The sequence below is a fragment of the Desulfocurvus vexinensis DSM 17965 genome (genome assembly GCF_000519125.1).
GTDB classification, from domain to species: Bacteria; Desulfobacterota; Desulfovibrionia; order Desulfovibrionales; family Desulfovibrionaceae; genus Desulfocurvus; species Desulfocurvus vexinensis.
Map to the genome: position 1 here is coordinate 1 of NZ_JAEX01000032.1, position 16,195 is coordinate 16,195.

General features: G+C 64.9%; 14 protein-coding genes and 1 tRNA gene. All 15 read left to right on the plus strand.

Translation table 11 applies throughout. The features are described 5' to 3' along the window. A partial coding sequence (locus tag G495_RS21320; protein ID WP_483782837.1) for an EF-Tu C-terminal domain-related protein occupies nucleotides 1-96 on the plus strand: 96 nt, incomplete at its 5' end. A 3-nt stretch (nucleotides 97-99) separates the two neighbouring features. Further along, nucleotides 100-249 (plus strand): 50S ribosomal protein L33, encoded by a 150-nt coding sequence (gene rpmG, locus G495_RS0113720; protein WP_028588262.1) that lies wholly within the window; start codon nucleotides 100-102, stop codon nucleotides 247-249. Between the two features lie 118 nt (nucleotides 250-367). Next, nucleotides 368-444, plus strand: a tRNA-Trp gene (locus tag G495_RS0113725). Nucleotides 445-471: 27 nt separating this feature from the next. Further along, nucleotides 472-765, plus strand: a complete 294-nt coding sequence (gene secE, locus G495_RS0113730) for a preprotein translocase subunit SecE (protein ID WP_028588263.1) — start codon at nucleotides 472-474, stop codon at nucleotides 763-765. A gap of 27 nt (nucleotides 766-792) precedes the next feature. Next, the gene (gene nusG / locus G495_RS0113735) at nucleotides 793-1,347 is read left to right on the plus strand and encodes a transcription termination/antitermination protein NusG (RefSeq protein ID WP_028588264.1); all 555 of its coding nucleotides are present in this window, start codon (nucleotides 793-795) and stop codon (nucleotides 1,345-1,347) included. Between the two features lie 57 nt (nucleotides 1,348-1,404). Next, nucleotides 1,405-1,830 carry a 50S ribosomal protein L11 gene (gene rplK / locus G495_RS0113740; RefSeq protein ID WP_028588265.1) on the plus strand — a complete coding sequence of 142 codons (426 nt, stop codon included), beginning with the start codon at nucleotides 1,405-1,407 and terminating at the stop codon, nucleotides 1,828-1,830. A gap of 11 nt (nucleotides 1,831-1,841) precedes the next feature. Beyond that, nucleotides 1,842-2,549, plus strand: a complete 708-nt coding sequence (rplA, locus tag G495_RS0113745) for a 50S ribosomal protein L1 (protein ID WP_028588266.1) — start codon at nucleotides 1,842-1,844, stop codon at nucleotides 2,547-2,549. A 192-nt stretch (nucleotides 2,550-2,741) separates the two neighbouring features. Further along, on the plus strand, nucleotides 2,742-3,263 hold the full coding sequence (gene rplJ / locus G495_RS0113750) for a 50S ribosomal protein L10 (protein ID WP_028588267.1): 522 nt from the start codon (nucleotides 2,742-2,744) through the stop codon (nucleotides 3,261-3,263). Between the two features lie 69 nt (nucleotides 3,264-3,332). Beyond that, nucleotides 3,333-3,722, plus strand: a complete 390-nt coding sequence (rplL, locus tag G495_RS0113755; RefSeq protein ID WP_028588268.1) for a 50S ribosomal protein L7/L12 — start codon at nucleotides 3,333-3,335, stop codon at nucleotides 3,720-3,722. Nucleotides 3,723-4,076: 354 nt separating this feature from the next. Beyond that, nucleotides 4,077-8,189, plus strand: coding sequence for a DNA-directed RNA polymerase subunit beta (gene rpoB, locus G495_RS0113760; protein WP_028588269.1), 4,113 nt, complete (start codon nucleotides 4,077-4,079; stop codon nucleotides 8,187-8,189). 87 nt (nucleotides 8,190-8,276) lie between these two features. Next, nucleotides 8,277-12,440 (plus strand): DNA-directed RNA polymerase subunit beta', encoded by a 4,164-nt coding sequence (gene rpoC / locus G495_RS0113765; protein ID WP_028588270.1) that lies wholly within the window; start codon nucleotides 8,277-8,279, stop codon nucleotides 12,438-12,440. Nucleotides 12,441-13,095: 655 nt separating this feature from the next. Beyond that, nucleotides 13,096-13,467, plus strand: a complete 372-nt coding sequence (gene rpsL / locus G495_RS0113770) for a 30S ribosomal protein S12 (protein ID WP_028588271.1) — start codon at nucleotides 13,096-13,098, stop codon at nucleotides 13,465-13,467. A gap of 18 nt (nucleotides 13,468-13,485) precedes the next feature. Further along, entirely contained in the window at nucleotides 13,486-13,956 is a 471-nt protein-coding gene (rpsG, locus tag G495_RS0113775) for a 30S ribosomal protein S7 (RefSeq protein WP_028588272.1), read from the plus strand. A 15-nt stretch (nucleotides 13,957-13,971) separates the two neighbouring features. Continuing rightward, complete coding sequence (fusA, locus tag G495_RS0113780; RefSeq protein WP_028588273.1) at nucleotides 13,972-16,041, plus strand: elongation factor G; 2,070 nt, start codon at nucleotides 13,972-13,974, stop codon at nucleotides 16,039-16,041. Nucleotides 16,042-16,052: 11 nt separating this feature from the next. Continuing rightward, nucleotides 16,053-16,195 (plus strand): GTP-binding protein (locus G495_RS21325; RefSeq protein ID WP_245588443.1); only part of this gene is annotated, 143 nt, incomplete at its 3' end.

The window sequence follows — 16,195 nt, forward strand, 5'->3', positions numbered from 1 at the left end:
ATCGCTCCCATCGCCATGGAGCTCGGCCTGCGCTTCGCCATCCGTGAGGGTGGCCGTACCGTGGGCGCGGGCGTCGTCTCCGAGATCGTGGAGTAAATCATGCGAGTCAAGGTCCAGCTCGCCTGCACCGAGTGCAAGCGTCGCAACTATTCGACGATGAAGAACAAGAAGAACACGACGGGCCGCATCGAACTGAAGAAGTACTGCCCGTTCGACAAGAAGCATACCGTTCACAAGGAGTCCAAGTAGGGCCCGGTCTGCGAGGGCGTCATACAACGTGCTCGTAGACAGGATGCTTCAACAGGGATAGTGTGCGGGGCCGGGTTGGCCCGGCCCCGCGCGCCCTCCCAGAGGCTCCATACGATGCAGGGCAGTAGCTCTAACGGCTAGAGCGCCGGTCTCCAAAACCGGATGTTGGGGGTTCGAATCCCTCCTGCCCTGCCACTTATTTTTCCATCGGAAGGAAAACCCATGGCGAACCAGAAAGCACAAAGCGCCGAGACCGCCCAGGACGCCGCCAAAGCCCCCAAGGCCCCCAAGGGCCCCAAGGCCGCCAAGGCCGCCCCGGCGGAGCCCGGAAAGGTCCAGCAGCTGCGGGAGTTCTTCGACCAGTCCGTCGCGGAGATGAAGAAGGTCACCTTCCCCACGCGCAAGGAGACCGTCGCCACCAGCATCGCGGTGCTGGTGATGGTTTTCTTCATGTCCCTGTTCCTGGGCCTGGTGGATTTCGGCCTGGCCAAGGCTATCGGGGCCATTCTTTCCTAGCGCGGCCTAGCCGCAAGCGAGCGTCACATGACTGAAGAGATCCAATCCACCCCCAAGGCGCGCTGGTATATCGTGCATACCTACTCGGGCTTCGAGCAGCGCGTGGAGCAGACCATCCGTGAGATGATGCGCACCGGTCAGGACAAGGGCCAGATCGAAGAGGTGGTCATGCCCACCGAGCGCGTCATCGAGCTGGTCAAGGGGGAGAAGAAGACTTCCACCCGGAAGTTCTATCCCGGGTACGTGATGCTCAAGATGGTGTTGACCGACGAGTCCTGGCATCTGGTGCAGTCCATTTCGCGGGTCACGGGGTTCGTGGGCGGCAAGTCGCGCCCGGCGCCCATGCGCGACAGCGAGGCCGAGAAGATTCTCAAGATGATGGAGCAGCGCCAGGAGCAGCCCCGTCCGAAGTTCAAGTTCGAGCGCGGCGACGAGGTCCGCGTCATCGACGGGCCGTTCTCCGGTTTCAACGGCGTTGTCGAGGATGTCAACTACGACAAGGGCAAGCTGCGCGTCTCGGTGTCCATCTTCGGGCGGCAGACCCCTGTGGAACTGGATTTCGTCCAGGTCAGCAAGGGCTAGCCGGGCGGTCCTGGCATCGGGATTTCTTAAGCTGATAAACGATTCGAGGGTGTAACAATGGCCAAGAAAGTTTTGGCGAAAATCAAGCTCCAGATTCCCGCAGGGGCGGCCAACCCGTCCCCGCCGGTCGGTCCCGCCCTGGGTCAGCACGGCCTGAACATCATGGAGTTCTGCAAGGCGTTCAACGCCCGGACCCTGGAGCAGAAGGGCATGATCATCCCCGTGGAGATCACCGCCTTTGCCGACCGCTCCTTCACCTTCATCACCAAGACCCCCCCGGCGCCGATCCTGCTGCTCAAGGCCGCCAAGCTGGACAAGGGGTCTGGCGAGCCCAACCGCAACAAGGTCGGCAAGGTGACCATGAGCCAGGTCCGTGAGATCGCCGAGCTGAAAATGCCCGACCTGACGGCCAAGGACATTGACGCCGCCGCGCGGACCATCGCCGGCACCGCCCGCAGCATGGGTATCGACGTTATCGAATAGAGGACCAGACTATGCCCAGACATGGAAAGAAATTCAGAAACGCCGCGAAGGCCATCGACTCCGCCGTCAAGTACGAGCTGCCCGACGGCATGAAGCTCGCCGTGGAGTCCTCCTTTGCCAAGTTCGACGAGACCGTGGACGTCGCCATCAACCTTGGCGTCGATCCCAAGTACTCCGACCAGATGGTGCGCGGCGCCGTGTCGCTGCCCCACGGCCTGGGCAAGACGGTGCGCATCGCCGCCTTCTGCCAGGGCGACAAGGAGGCCGAGGCCCGCGAGGCCGGGGCCGACTTCGTGGGCGGCGACGACCTGATCGAGAAGGTCAAGGGCGGCTGGCTGGACTTCGACAAGGCCGTGGCCACCCCGGACATGATGGGCAAGGTCGGCCAGATCGGCCGCGTGCTCGGCCCGCGCGGGCTCATGCCCAACGCCAAGACCGGCACCGTGACCTTCGAGATCGGTAAGGCCGTCTCCGAGCTCAAGGCCGGCAAGGTCGAGTTCAAGGTGGACAAGGCTGGCGTGCTGCACGCCCCGGTGGGCAAGGTCTCCTTCGGTCCGGCCAAGCTGCTGGACAACCTGAAGGCGCTCATCGAGCAGGTCAACCGCCTGAAGCCCGCCTCGGCCAAGGGCACCTACATGCAGACCCTGACCGTGGCCACCACCATGGGCCCCGGCGTCAAGGTCGATCCGCTGAGCATCCGCAAGTTCCTCGAGGGCTAGCGGAGAAGGCAGCGCGCAACCGTCCGCCCCTGCGGGGGCGGGCGGTGACGATACGGTCCGGCGCCGCGGGCGCTGGCCGGTGTGTTGAAGAAGACGAGTCGGAGACAACGGGTGGGGCCTGCCCCTTAATTTCCCGTCGAGACCATGCTTTGGCTCGCCTTCGGTTTGAACCCTCAGTCCAAGGAGAATGCGGTGAACAGGGCACAGAAAGCTGAGATCATCAGCGATCTGCGAGCCAAGGCGAACGGCGCCAGCATCGCCATCGTGACGGACTTCCAGGGCCTCAAAGTCGAAGAGCTGACTGAACTGCGCGTCGAGCTGCGCAAGGCGGGGGTCAAGTACCAGGTTGTGAAGAACACCCTGGCCCGCATTGCCGTGGAAGGCGGACCGCATGAGGTTCTGAAGGACCATCTCAAGGCGAACTGCGCTGTCGCATTTGGCTACGAAGACCCGGTGGCCGCGGCGAAAACCATCTCCGACTTCGCGAAGAAGAGCAAGAAGTTCGACTTCCGCTTCGCGAGCCTGGAGGGCAAGTTCCTCGACGCCGAGGGCGTGAAGGAACTGGCCAAGCTGCCCAGCAAGCCCGAGCTGCTTGCCAGGCTGCTCGGCACCATGAACGCCGTGCCCACCAACTTCGTGTGTCTGTTTGCGAACCTGCAGCGGAAGTTCCTGTATGCGCTTGCCGCCATCAAGGAACAGAAGGAAGCCGCGTAGGTTCCCGGGTCCTTTCCCAACAACTTCGTACACGATTCTACGAGCCAAAGCACTCAAGGAGAAATGACAATGGCTGACATCACCAAAGATCAGGTTGTCGAGTTCATCGCCAATATGACCGTCCTGGAGCTCTCCCAGTTCATCTCCGAGCTGGAGGAGAAGTTCGGCGTGTCCGCCGCCGCTCCGGCCATGGCCATGGCCGTCATGCCCGCTGGCGCTGGCGCCGAGGCTGCCGCCGAGGAAGAGAAGACCGAGTTCGACGTCATCCTCAAGAGCGCTGGCGGCAACAAGATCGCCGTCATCAAGGCCGTGCGCGCTCTGACCGGCCTTGGCCTCAAGGAGGCCAAGGAGAAGGTTGACGGTGCCCCGGCTTCCATCAAGGAAGGCGTGTCCAAGGACGAGGCCGCCGAGGCCAAGAAGCAGCTCGAAGAGGCTGGCGCTGAAGTCGAAGTCAAGTAGCTTTCCCCTTTGGGGATCACGGAGCGCGGCGCCCCCCGGGGTGCCGCGCTCCCTCGTTTTGAGAAATCCACGCACGGTGAAATTTTTTTCTTGCGCTTTGACGCGCCCTCGGTTATCCCTTCACTCTTCGTGTCGTGTGCATCGGGCCTCCACTATCAAAATATGAAGCGACAGCTAGGTCATGTCTCTTGGCTGCACTGTGGTGGCACAGGTGCGTCCTCCGCTTGGCGCTCAGGGCTTGGGCGCTTTCCTTTTTTCCTTATAACCGGTTGATTTGCCAGTAGTACCGCTCCTGGGCCGACTGCGTGCCAGCTCCAGGGCCTTGGTTGAAATATCTCCGTCTGAGAGGGAAAGATGGTCCAGCTTACGAAGAAATTCGGCAAGATCGCCTCGAAGCATCCCGTCCCCAACCTGCTCAACCTCCAGGTGGACTCCTACCACCGCTTCCTGCAGCTCGACCTGCCCCCCGCCGGGCGTCGCGACGAGGGCCTGGAGGCCGTGTTCCGGTCGGTGTTTCCCATCGAGGACTTCAACAAGACCGCCAGTCTGGAGTACGTCAGCTACGATATCGGCACCCCCAAGTACGACGAGGCGGAGTGCATTTCCAAGGGCCTGACCTTCGAGGCCCCGGTGCGCATCACGGTGCGCCTGGTGGTCTATGACGTGGACGAGGACACCCAGAGCCGGACCATCCGCGACATCAAGGAACAGGACATCTATTTCGGCACCCTGCCGCTGATGACCGACAAGGGCACCTTCATCATCAACGGCACCGAGCGCGTCATTGTCAACCAGCTCCAGCGCTCGCCGGGCATCATCTTCGAGCACGACTCGGGCAAGACCCACTCCAGCGGCCGCGTGCTCTACAGCTGTCGCGTCATCCCCATGCGCGGCTCGTGGCTCGATTTCGACTTCGATCACAAGGACATCCTGCACGTGCGCATCGACCGCCGCCGCAAGATGCCCGCCACGATCCTGTTCAAGGCCATGGGCATGACCAGCGCCGAGATCCTGGCCTACTTCTACGAGACCGAGTACTACCGCCTGGACAAGGGCCGCCTGCTGCGCGAGGTGACCGAGGAGCTCTTCAGCAAGGAAACGGCCTACGCCGACGTGACGGCTGCCGACGGCGAGGTGCTGGTGGGCGCGGGCAAGCCCATCAACAAGCGCGTGTGGAAGCTGTTCCTCAAGAACAAGGTGGAGTGCTACGAGGTCGATCCCGGCCAGATGGAGACGCTGTTCCTGGCCCAGGACCTGGCCGACCCCAAGACCGGCGAGGTGCTGGCCACGGCCGCCGAGGCCCTGTCCTCCGAGCTGGCCGAGCGCCTTGAGGCCGCTGGCGTCAAGCGCATCCCCGTGCTCTACACCCGCGGGGCGGACCGTTCGTCCTCCATGCGCGACACCCTGATGCTGGACAAGATCGCCGACACCACCGCCGCGCAGATCGAGATCTACCGCCGCCTGCGGCCCAGCTCGCCGCCGACTCCCGAGATCGCGGCCACCTTCTTCGAGAACCTGTTCCGCAACGCGGACTACTACGACCTGTCCAGCGTGGGCCGCTACAAGCTCAACTCGCGCCTGGGCCTCGAGCTGCCCCTGGACCACAAGACCCTGACCAACGAGGACATCCTGCGGGCCATCCTCCACTTGGTGAAGCTCAAGGACACCCGCGGCCCGGCGGACGACATCGACCACTTGGGCAACCGCCGCGTGCGCCCCGTGGGCGAGCTGGTGGAAAACCAGTACCGCATCGGGCTGGTGCGCATGGAGCGTGCCATCAAGGAGCGCATGAGCCTGCAGGAAGTGGCGACCCTCATGCCCCACGACCTGGTGAACCCCAAGCCCGTGGCCGCCGTGCTCAAGGAGTTCTTCGGCACCTCGCAGCTGTCGCAGTTCATGGACCAGACCAACTCGCTGTCGGAAGTGACCCACAAGCGCCGCCTGTCGGCTCTGGGTCCCGGCGGCCTGACCCGTGAGCGCGCGGGCTTCGAGGTCCGCGATGTGCACGTGTCGCACTACGGGCGCATCTGCCCCATCGAGACGCCCGAAGGTCCGAACATCGGCCTCATCGTCTCGCTGACCACGCACTCGCGCGTCAACGATTTCGGCTTCATCGAGACCCCGTACCGCATCGTGCGTGCAGGCCAGGTTACCGACGAGATCAAGTACCTCGACGCCTCCATGGAGGCCGACGAGGTCATTGCCCAGGCCAACGCGCTGCTGGACGAACAGGGCCGTTTCGTCAACCCGCTGGTCAACGCCCGCGTGTCCGGCGACCCGACCCTGATGCCCAACGAGGAAATCACCCTCATGGACATCTCGCCCAGCCAGATCGTGTCCATCTCCGCCGCGCTCATTCCCTTCCTGGAGCACGACGACGCCAACCGCGCCCTCATGGGCTCGAACATGCAGCGCCAGGCCGTGCCGCTTCTGCGCAGCGAGATGCCCATCGTGGGCACCGGCATGGAGCTGACCGTGGCCCGCGACTCCGGCGCCTGCCTGCTGGCTCAGGGCGACGGCGTGATCCACTTCTCCGACGCCGAGCGCGTGGTGGTGCAGTACGACGAGGGCCAGGGCCTGGGCCTGCCTTCGGGCGGGGTCAAGAGCTACGACCTGCTCAAGTTCCACAAGTCGAACCAGAACAGCTGCTTCGGGCAGCAGCCCCGCGTGGTGCCCGGGCAGCGCGTGAAGAAGGGCGACGTGCTGGCCGACGGCCCCGGCATCCAGGACGGCGAGCTGGCCCTGGGCAAGAACCTCACCGTGGCCTTCATGCCCTGGTGCGGCTACAACTTCGAGGACTCCATCCTCATCTCCGAGCGCGTGGTCAAGGAAGACGTGTTCACCTCGGTGCACATCGAGGAGTTCGAGCTCGTTGCCCGCGACACCAAGCTCGGCCCCGAGGAGGTCACCCGCGATATCCCCAACGTCGGCGAGGAGATGCTGCGCAACCTCGACGAGTCGGGCATCATCCGCATCGGCGCCAACGTCAAGCCCGACGACATCCTGGTGGGCAAGATCACCCCCAAGGGCGAGACCCAGCTGACCCCCGAGGAAAAGCTGCTGCGCGCCATCTTCGGCGACAAGGCCCGCGACGTGAAGAACACCTCCCTCAAGGTGCCGCCGGGCATCGAGGGCACGGTCATCGACGTGAAGGTCTTCAACCGCCGCTCGGGCGAGAAGGACGACCGCACCAAGGAAATCGAGGACTGGGAGCTGGCGCGGCTGGACCGCAAGGAAACCCAGCACGCCGCCGCCCTGGAGGACGCCACCCGCGGTCGCCTGTGGGACGTGGTGCGCGGCAAGCAGATCGCCGCCAGCGTGCCCGGCAAGAAGAAGGGCGAGGTGCTGGCCGAGGCCGGGCAGACCATCAACGAGACGGTCTACGCCGAGATTCCGGTCAAGAAGCTGGCCGGGCTGTTCAAGGCCAAGGAAGTCAACGACGCCGTGGCCGAGGCGCTGGACGACTACGCCCGCCAGCTGCGGTTCGTGAAGGATATCTACGAGACCAAGCGCGGCAAGGTCACCGAGGGCGATGACCTGCCCCCGGGCGTCATCAAGATGGTCAAGGTCTACCTCGCGGTGAAGCGCAAGCTGGCCGTGGGCGACAAGATGGCCGGACGCCACGGCAACAAGGGCGTCGTGTCCAACATCCTGCCCCTGGAAGACATGCCCTTCTTCGCCGACGGCCGCCCCGTGGACATCGTGCTCAACCCCCTGGGCGTGCCTTCGCGCATGAACATCGGGCAGATCATGGAGACGCACCTGGGCTGGGCCGCCGCCGAGCTGGGCTACCAGCTGGCCGAGTTGTACGACTCGGGCGCGCATCTGGCCGAGCTGCGCCGTCAGGTCAAGGAGGTCTTCGACTCCGCCGAAGTCGCCGCCCTGGTGGACGCCATGGACGACGAGGAGCTGGTGGAGACCGTCAAGCGCCTGCGCGGCGGCATCGTCACCCGCACCCCGGTCTTCGACGGCGCCACGGAGGAGGAGATCTGGGGGCTGCTGGGCAAGGCCAAGCTGCCCGAGGACGGCAAGTCCGTGCTCTACGACGGGCGCACCGGCGTGCCCTTCAAGAACCGCGTCACCGTGGGCACCATGTACATGCTCAAGCTGCACCACCTGGTGGACGAGAAGATCCACGCGCGCTCCACGGGCCCTTACTCCCTGGTCACGCAGCAGCCCCTGGGCGGCAAGGCCCAGTTCGGCGGCCAGCGCCTGGGCGAGATGGAAGTCTGGGCCCTGGAGGCCTACGGCGCGGCCTACCTGCTCCAGGAGTTCCTCACCGTCAAGTCCGACGACGTGGCCGGGCGCGTGAAGATGTACGAGAAGATCGTCAAGGGCGAGAACTTCCTCGAGGCCGGACTCCCCGAGTCCTTCAACGTCCTGGTCAAGGAGCTGATGGCCCTGGGGCTGGACGTGCACCTGCACCACGACGAGAAGAAAAAACCCGCCGGGGTGCGGCAGCAGTAGCAGCGTCACGACCCGCCGGGCGGCTTCTCTCGCGAAGCCGCCCGGCGATGGCCATATTTGAAACCAGCAAGTTCGCGAGGTGGATCAATGTCCTTGGATGATCTGTTCGCCATGAGAGGGAGCGCGGTTGCCGCACAGGGCAGCCGGATGCTCAATTCCATCCAGATTTCCCTGGCCTCGCCCGAGAAGATCCGGGAGTGGTCCTTCGGTGAGGTCAAGAAGCCGGAGACCATCAACTACCGGACCTTCAAGCCCGAGCGCGACGGCCTGTTCTGCGCCAAGATATTCGGCCCCGTGAAGGACTATGAGTGCAACTGCGGCAAGTACAAGCGCATGAAGCACCGGGGCATCGTCTGCGAAAAGTGCGGCGTGGAGGTCATCGCCTCCAAGGTCCGCCGCGAGCGCATGGGCCACATCGAGCTGGCCGCGCCCGTGGCCCACATCTGGTTCCTCAAGACCCTGCCTTCCAAGATCGGCACCCTGCTCGACATGACCATGGCCGACCTGGAGAAGGTGCTGTACTTCGACTCGTTCATTGTGCTTGATCCCGGCGCCACCAGCCTGACCAAGTACCAGATCATCTCCGAGGAGCAGTACTACCAGGTCATGGACCACTACGGCGAGGACGCCGTGAAGGTCGGCATGGGCGCCGAGGCCATTCGCGGCCTGCTGGAGGAGCTGAACCTGGAGGCCCTGCGCGCCGAGCTGCGCGAGGAGTCCCTGTCCACCCGCTCGCAGACCAAGAAGAAGAAGCTCACCAAGCGCCTGAAGATCGTCGAGGCCTTCCTGGAGTCGGGCAACAAGCCCGAGTGGATGATCCTCGAGGTCGTGCCGGTCATCCCGCCCGAGCTGCGGCCCCTGGTGCCCCTGGACGGCGGACGCTTCGCCACCTCGGACCTCAACGACCTGTACCGCCGCGTGATCAACCGCAACAACCGCCTCAAACGGCTGCTGGAGCTGGGCGCACCGGACATCATCATCCGCAACGAAAAGCGCATGCTCCAGGAGGCCGTGGACGCCCTGTTCGACAACGGGCGCCGGGGCCGGGCCATCACCGGCACCAACGGTCGCCCGCTCAAGTCCCTGTCCGACATGATCAAGGGCAAGCAGGGCCGCTTCCGCCAGAACCTGCTGGGCAAGCGCGTGGACTATTCGGGCCGCTCGGTCATCGTCGTCGGCCCCAAGCTCAAGCTGCACCAGTGCGGCCTGCCCAAGAAAATGGCCCTTGAGCTGTTCAAGCCCTTCATCTACTCCAAGCTGGAGGAGCGGGGCCTGGCCACGACCATCAAGAGCGCCAAGAAGATGGTCGAGCGCGAGGACCTGGTGGTCTGGGATATCCTCGAGGAGGTGGTGCGCGAGTACCCCATCCTGCTCAACCGCGCCCCGACCCTGCACCGCCTGGGCATCCAGGCCTTCGAGCCGACCCTGGTGGAGGGCAAGGCCATCCAGCTGCACCCGCTGGTCTGCTCGGCCTACAACGCGGACTTCGACGGCGACCAGATGGCCGTGCACGTCCCGTTGTCCGTGGAGGCGCAGATCGAGTGCCGCGTGCTGCTCATGAGCACCAACAACATCCTGTCCCCGGCCAACGGCTCGCCCATCATCGTGCCCAGCCAGGACATCGTGCTCGGGCTGTACTACCTCACCGCCGAGCGCTCCTTCGAAAAGGGCGAGGGCAAGCACTTCTCCGACAAGTGGGAAGTCATCGCCGCCCTGGACGCCGGGGTGGTCGAGCTGCACTCGCGCATCGAGGTGCGCATGGACGGGCGCATGGTGCGCACCACCCCGGGCCGGATGATCGTCTCCGAACTGCTGCCCGACGAGGTGCCCTTCGAGATGGTCAACTGCCTGCTGGACAAGGGCAACATCAAACGCCTGGTGGGCGAGACCTACCGCGTGGCGGGCACCAAGGCCACGGTCATCCTGTGCGACAAGCTCAAGGACCTGGGCTACGAATACGCCACCCGCGCCGGCGTCACCGTCGGCGTCAAGGACCTGCGCATCCCCGACAGCAAGTACACGATCCTCAAGGATTCCACCGACGAGGTGGACACCATCGAGTCCCAGTACCGCGACGGCATCATCACCCGCACGGAGAAGTACAACAAGGTCATCGACGTGTGGACCAAGGCGACCAACGACGTGTCGCGCGAGATGATGCAGGAGATGTCCATCGACCTCATCACCGATGAGAAGACGGGCAAGGTGGAGAAGAACTCCAGCTTCAACCCCATCTTCATGATGGCCAACTCCGGCGCGCGCGGCAACGTGGACCAGATGCGCCAGCTGGCGGGCATGCGCGGCCTGATGGCCAAGCCCTCGGGCGAGATCATCGAGACGCCCATCACCTCGAGCTTCCGCGAGGGGCTCTCGGTGCTGCAGTACTTCATCTCCACCCACGGCGCACGCAAGGGTCTGGCCGACACCGCCCTCAAGACGGCCAACTCCGGCTACCTGACCCGCCGCCTGGTGGACGTGGCCCAGGACGTGATCGTCTCCGAGATCGACTGCGGCACCGTGGACGGCCTTGAGGTCGGCGACCTGATCAAGGCCGGCGACATCAAGATGAAGCTCTCGGCGCGCGTGCTGGGCCGCACGGCCCTGCACCCCGTGGTCCATCCCGAGACCGGCGAGGTCATCGTGCCCGCCGGGGTGCTCATCGACGAGACCCTCGCCCAGGCCATCGAGCGGGCCGGGGTCAGCTCGGTGACCATCCGCTCGGGCCTGACCTGCCGCAGCCAGCACGGGGTGTGCTCCACCTGCTACGGCCGCGACCTGGCCCGGGGCCACGTGGTCAACGTCGGCGAGACCGTGGGCATCATCGCCGCCCAGTCCATCGGCGAGCCCGGCACCCAGCTGACCATGCGCACCTTCCACATCGGCGGCACGGCCTCCAAGGAGGTCGAGCAGTCCTCGCACATCGCCCAGCACAGCGGGCGGGTCATCCTGTCGCGCGTGAAGGTCGTCAAGAACAAGGACGGCCGGGCCATGGTCATGGGCAAGTCCGGCCAGGTGGGCGTGGTGGACGAGGAGGGCCGCGAGCGCGAGAAGTACGTGCTGCCCTCGGGCGCCGTGCTGCACGTGGAGGCCGGGCAGGAGGTGCGCAAGGGCACCGTGCTGGCCGAGTGGGACCCCTTCAACGAGCCCTTCGTCTCCGACGTGGAGGGCGTGGTCCGCTTCCACGACATCGTCGAGGGCAAGACCGTCCAGGAAAACCTGGACGACGCCACCATGCGCACCAGTCTGACGATCATGGAGTACCGCACCACCAACTTCAAGCCCAGCATCGCCATCGTGGACGACGCGGGCGAGGTGAAGCTGCGCCCCGGCTCCCAGGGCACCAAGGCCCACTATCCGCTGCCCGTGGGCGCCATCCTCATGGTCCAGGACGGCGACCGCATCGGCGCCGGCGACATCATCGCCCGCAAGCCGCGCGAAACCTCCAAGACCAAGGACATCGTCGGCGGTCTGCCCCGCGTGGCCGAGCTGTTCGAAGTCCGCAAGCCCAAGGACCTGGCCGTGGTCTCCGAGATCGACGGCATCGTGTCCTACGGCCCGGAGAGCAAGGGCAAGCGCAAGATCATCGTCGCCCCCGAGGTCGGCGAGCCGCGCGAATACCTGATCCCCAAGGGCAAGCACATCACCGTCACCGAGGGCGACTTCGTGGAGGCGGGCGAGCTGCTCACCGAGGGCCACCCCGAGCTGCACGACATCCTGGCCATCAAGGGCGAGAAGCACCTGGCCAACTACCTGGTGGAAGAAATCCAGGACGTGTACCGCTTCCAGGGCGTGACCATCAACGACAAGCACATCGAGATCATCGTGCGCCAGATGCTGCGCAAGGTGAACATCCTCGACCCGGGCGAGACCAGCTTCCTGGCTGGCGAGCACGTGGACAAGTACCGCTTCGGCGAAGAGAACCGCAAGGTACTCAAGATGGGCCTCAAGCCCGCCGTGGCCGAGCCGCTGGTGCTGGGCATCACCCAGGCCTCGCTGACCACGGACTCCTTCATCTCCGCGGCTTCCTTCCAGGAGACCACCAAGGTGCTCACCGAGGCGTCGCTCATGGGCAAGTCCGACAGCCTGCGCGGCCTGAAGGAGAACGTCATCGTCGGGCGGCTCATCCCCGCCGGGACGGGCTACCGCCGCTACATGGACTGCGACATCGCCGTGCCCGAGCAGCCCGAGAAGCCCGACAAGTTCCTGGAGGACCTGGAGGACAGCCCGCTGCTCATCGACGGCGGGTTCTAGGCCGCCTGCGGGCGCGACACGAACCATGGCGGGGGGCTGCGGCCCCCCGCTTTTTTTGGGCGTTGCCGCCGGGCCCGGGGTGGCGCGGCGGGCTGTCTCCGGCGGCAGGACCACCCGGCGGGTGGGGGCGCGGCTGGCGCACGGGGCGGACTGCTCCCCGGGGGCAGGGCACCGCGAAGGGAAATGGGCTCCGGGGCGTTGGGGGCGGTCTGTTTCGTCGGCGGCCGGAAACTCGGCGGCCGGAGGCGGTTCGTCCGGGGATTTCGGGGCGGCTGCGGCCTGGCGCCGCCTGGGGGGGGAGGTTTCGCGCGGGCCTTTTCCGCCGGGGGCGGGGCGTGGCCGTGCGGCGCAATCTTTTTTCTGGAAATGCTTGACAGGCCCGGGCGCGTCCTCTATTGATACGCGGCTGTGAGTTGGAACATACCGCCCTGACCGGGGCGGACGTCCGCTGCTCATCGATCCCTGCGGGGATCCTCTGGGAGTGGAAGATATCCTTGCATATTAAGAGCAGGGGGAGTCTTCCCCCTGCTCTTTTCAAGTTTTTGAGGCTGGCGTCGAATGGCCGGAAGTGCCGGGACCAGAGAGACGCCGATCCGTGGGGCAACGGGCGTGCCGGTCGCGCCGCCCGAGCCGTAAATCAGGATGGAGGAGCTTGATGCCGACCATCAATCAGTTGGTCCGCAAGAAGCGGAATTTGCAGCTCAAGAGAAAGAAGACTCCGGCCCTGCAGGAATGCCCGCAGCGCCGCGGCGTGTGCACCCGCGTGTACACCACGACCCCCAAGAAGCCGAACTCGGCTTTGCGCAAGGTCGCCCGCGTGCGTCTGACCAACGGCATCGAGGTCACTTCGTACATCCCGGGCGAGGGCCACAACCTGCAGGAGCACTCCGTGGTCATGATCCGCGGGGGCCGCGTCAAGGACCTGCCCGGCGTGCGGTACCACATCATCCGCGGCACCCTGGATACCTCCGGTGTCGCCGACCGTCGCAAGAGCCGTTCCAAGTACGGCGCCAAGCGCCCGAAGTAACGAAGGGAGTAGAGGTCAATGCCCAGAAAAGGTCCCGTTCCCAAGAGGGAAGTGCTGCCTGATCCGATTTATCACAGCGTGCTGGCCGCCCGGTTCATCAACCGGCTCATGTTCGACGGCAAGAAAAGCACGGCTGAGACCATTTTCTACAAGTCCCTGGTGATCCTCGGCGAAAAGGCCCAGGAGGATCCCATCCGGGCTTTCGAGAAGGCCCTGGACAACGTCAAGCCGCACGTCGAGGTCAAATCCCGTCGCGTGGGCGGCGCCACCTACCAGGTTCCCGTGGAGGTGCGCCCCGAGCGCGGTGTGGCCCTGGCCATCCGTTGGCTGATCAACTACGCCCGCTCCCGGGGCGAGAAGGGCATGGTCGCCCGTCTGTCGGGCGAGCTGCTGGAAGCCTACGGCAACCGTGGCGGCGCCGTGAAAAAGAAGGAAGACACCCACCGCATGGCCGACGCCAACAAGGCGTTCGCGCACTACCGCTGGTAGGGCTTGGAGTTTACAGTGGCACGAGTTGTCCCCATTCCGAAACAGAGAAACATCGGTATCATGGCCCACATTGATGCGGGCAAGACTACGACTACCGAGCGGATTCTCTTCTATACCGGTGTTTCCCACAAGATCGGTGAAGTTCACGACGGCCAGGCCACCATGGACTGGATGGAGCAGGAGCAGGAGCGCGGCATCACCATCACTTCCGCCGCCACCACCTGCCACTGGCGTGAGCACCGTATCAACATCATCGACACCCCCGGGCACGTGGACTTCACCATGGAAGTCGAGCGTTCCCTGCGCGTGCTCGACGGTGCCGTGGCGGTGTTCGACGCCGTGGCCGGCGTGGAGCCGCAGTCCGAGACCGTCTGGCGCCAGGCCGACCGCTACAAGGTGCCCCGCATCTGCTTTGTCAACAAGATGGACCGCGTGGGCGCGGACTTCTTCCGCTGCTGCGACATGATCAAGAGCCGCCTGGGCGCCAAGCCCGTGCCGCTGCAGATCCCCATCGGCTCCGAGGACGAGTACCGCGGCGTGGTGGATCTCATCCGCGGCAAGGCGATCATCTTCGACGACCAGTCCATGGGCGCCAGCTACAGCTTCGTGGAGATCCCCGAAGACCTGCTCGACGTCTACGAGACCATGCGCCAGGAAATGCTGGACGCCATCGCCGAAGAGGATGACGTGCTCATGGAGAAGTACCTCGGCGGCGAAGAGCTGACCGAGGCGGAGCTCATCTCCGGGGTGCGCAAGGCGACCACCAGCATGACCATCGTGCCCGTGCTGTGCGGCTCGGCCTTCAAGAACAAGGGTGTGCAGCCCCTGCTGGACGCCGTGGTGGACTACCTGCCCTCGCCGGTGGACATCCCGGCCATGCGCGGCGTGAACCCCGACAACGGGTCCGAGGTCGTCTGCGACTGCGACGACTCCAAGCCGCTGGCCGCCCTGGCTTTCAAGCTGTTCTCCGACCCCTACGTCGGGCACCTGACCTTCCTGCGCATCTACTCCGGCTTTGTCGAGTCCGGCATGACCGTGGTCAACGCCGCCAGCGGCAAGAAGGAGCGCATCGGGCGACTGCTCAAGATGCACGCCAACAAGCGCGAGGAGATCAAGTGGGCTGGCGCGGGCGACATCGTCGCCGCCGTGGGCCTGAAATACGCCTCCACCGGCGACACCCTGTGCGCCCTGAACTCCTCGGTGATCCTGGAGTCCCTGGACATCCCCGAGCCGGTCATCGAGGTGGCCATCGAGCCCAAGACCAAGGCGGACCGCGACACCCTGTCCGACGCCCTGGCCAAGCTGGCCAAGGAAGACCCGAGCTTCCGCGTCAAGGGTGACGAGGAGACCGGGCAGACCCTTATCGCCGGCATGGGCGAGCTGCACCTGGAGATCATCGTGGACCGCCTGCTGCGCGAGTTCTCGGTCAACGCCAACGTCGGCGCGCCCCGCGTCGCCTACCGCGAGACCCTGACCAAGCCCAACAAGGTGGACCACAAGTACGCCAAGCAGTCGGGCGGCCGCGGCCAGTATGGCCACGTGGTCATCGAGGTCGAGCCGAACCCGGCCAAGGGCTACGAGTTCGTCAACGCCATCACCGGCGGTGTCATTCCCAAGGAATACATCCCGGCTGTCGATAAAGGCATCCAGGAGGCCCTCACCTGCGGCACCATGGCGGGCTACCCCGTGGTGGACGTGAAGGTCAGCCTGGTTTTCGGTTCCTACCATGAGGTTGACTCCTCGGAGCAGGCGTTCAAGGTCGCCGGCTCCATGGCCGTCAAAGAGGCCCTCAGGGGCGCGTCCCCCGTGCTTCTGGAACCGATCATGGCTGTCGAGGTCGTCTCGCCCGATGACTATCTGGGCGACGTCATGGGTGACCTGAACTCCCGCCGGGGCCGTGTTTCGAGCATGGAAGCCCGCGCCGGGGCCCAGGTCGTCCGGGCGAACGTCCCGCTCTCCGAAATGTTTGGCTACGCCACCGACCTGCGGTCCAAGACCCAGGGCCGGGCGACGTTCACCATGCAGTTCGACCACTACGAGCGGGTTCCGGCGAGCTTGGCTGAAGAAATCATGAAGAAGAATTAGGGGGTGCCATCATGGGCAAAGCGAAATTCGAACGCAAGAAGCCTCACGTCAACGTGGGGACCATTGGTCACATCGACCACGGCAAGACCACTCTGACCGCTGCGATCACCAAGATCGCCGCCATGCGTGGCGGCGGCGCCTTCGTGGCCTTCGA

Coding starts and splice junctions, on each gene's coding strand:
- rpmG (WP_028588262.1), top strand. CDS start 100: ATGCGAGTCAAGGTCCAGCTCGCCTGCACCGAGTGCAAGCGTCGCAAC.
- secE (WP_028588263.1), top strand. CDS start 472: ATGGCGAACCAGAAAGCACAAAGCGCCGAGACCGCCCAGGACGCCGCC.
- rplA (WP_028588266.1), top strand. CDS start 1,842: ATGCCCAGACATGGAAAGAAATTCAGAAACGCCGCGAAGGCCATCGAC.
- rplL (WP_028588268.1), top strand. CDS start 3,333: ATGGCTGACATCACCAAAGATCAGGTTGTCGAGTTCATCGCCAATATG.
- rpsG (WP_028588272.1), top strand. CDS start 13,486: ATGCCCAGAAAAGGTCCCGTTCCCAAGAGGGAAGTGCTGCCTGATCCG.
- rpoC (WP_028588270.1), top strand. CDS start 8,277: ATGTCCTTGGATGATCTGTTCGCCATGAGAGGGAGCGCGGTTGCCGCA.
- rpsL (WP_028588271.1), top strand. CDS start 13,096: ATGCCGACCATCAATCAGTTGGTCCGCAAGAAGCGGAATTTGCAGCTC.
- nusG (WP_028588264.1), top strand. CDS start 793: ATGACTGAAGAGATCCAATCCACCCCCAAGGCGCGCTGGTATATCGTG.
- rpoB (WP_028588269.1), top strand. CDS start 4,077: ATGGTCCAGCTTACGAAGAAATTCGGCAAGATCGCCTCGAAGCATCCC.
- rplK (WP_028588265.1), top strand. CDS start 1,405: ATGGCCAAGAAAGTTTTGGCGAAAATCAAGCTCCAGATTCCCGCAGGG.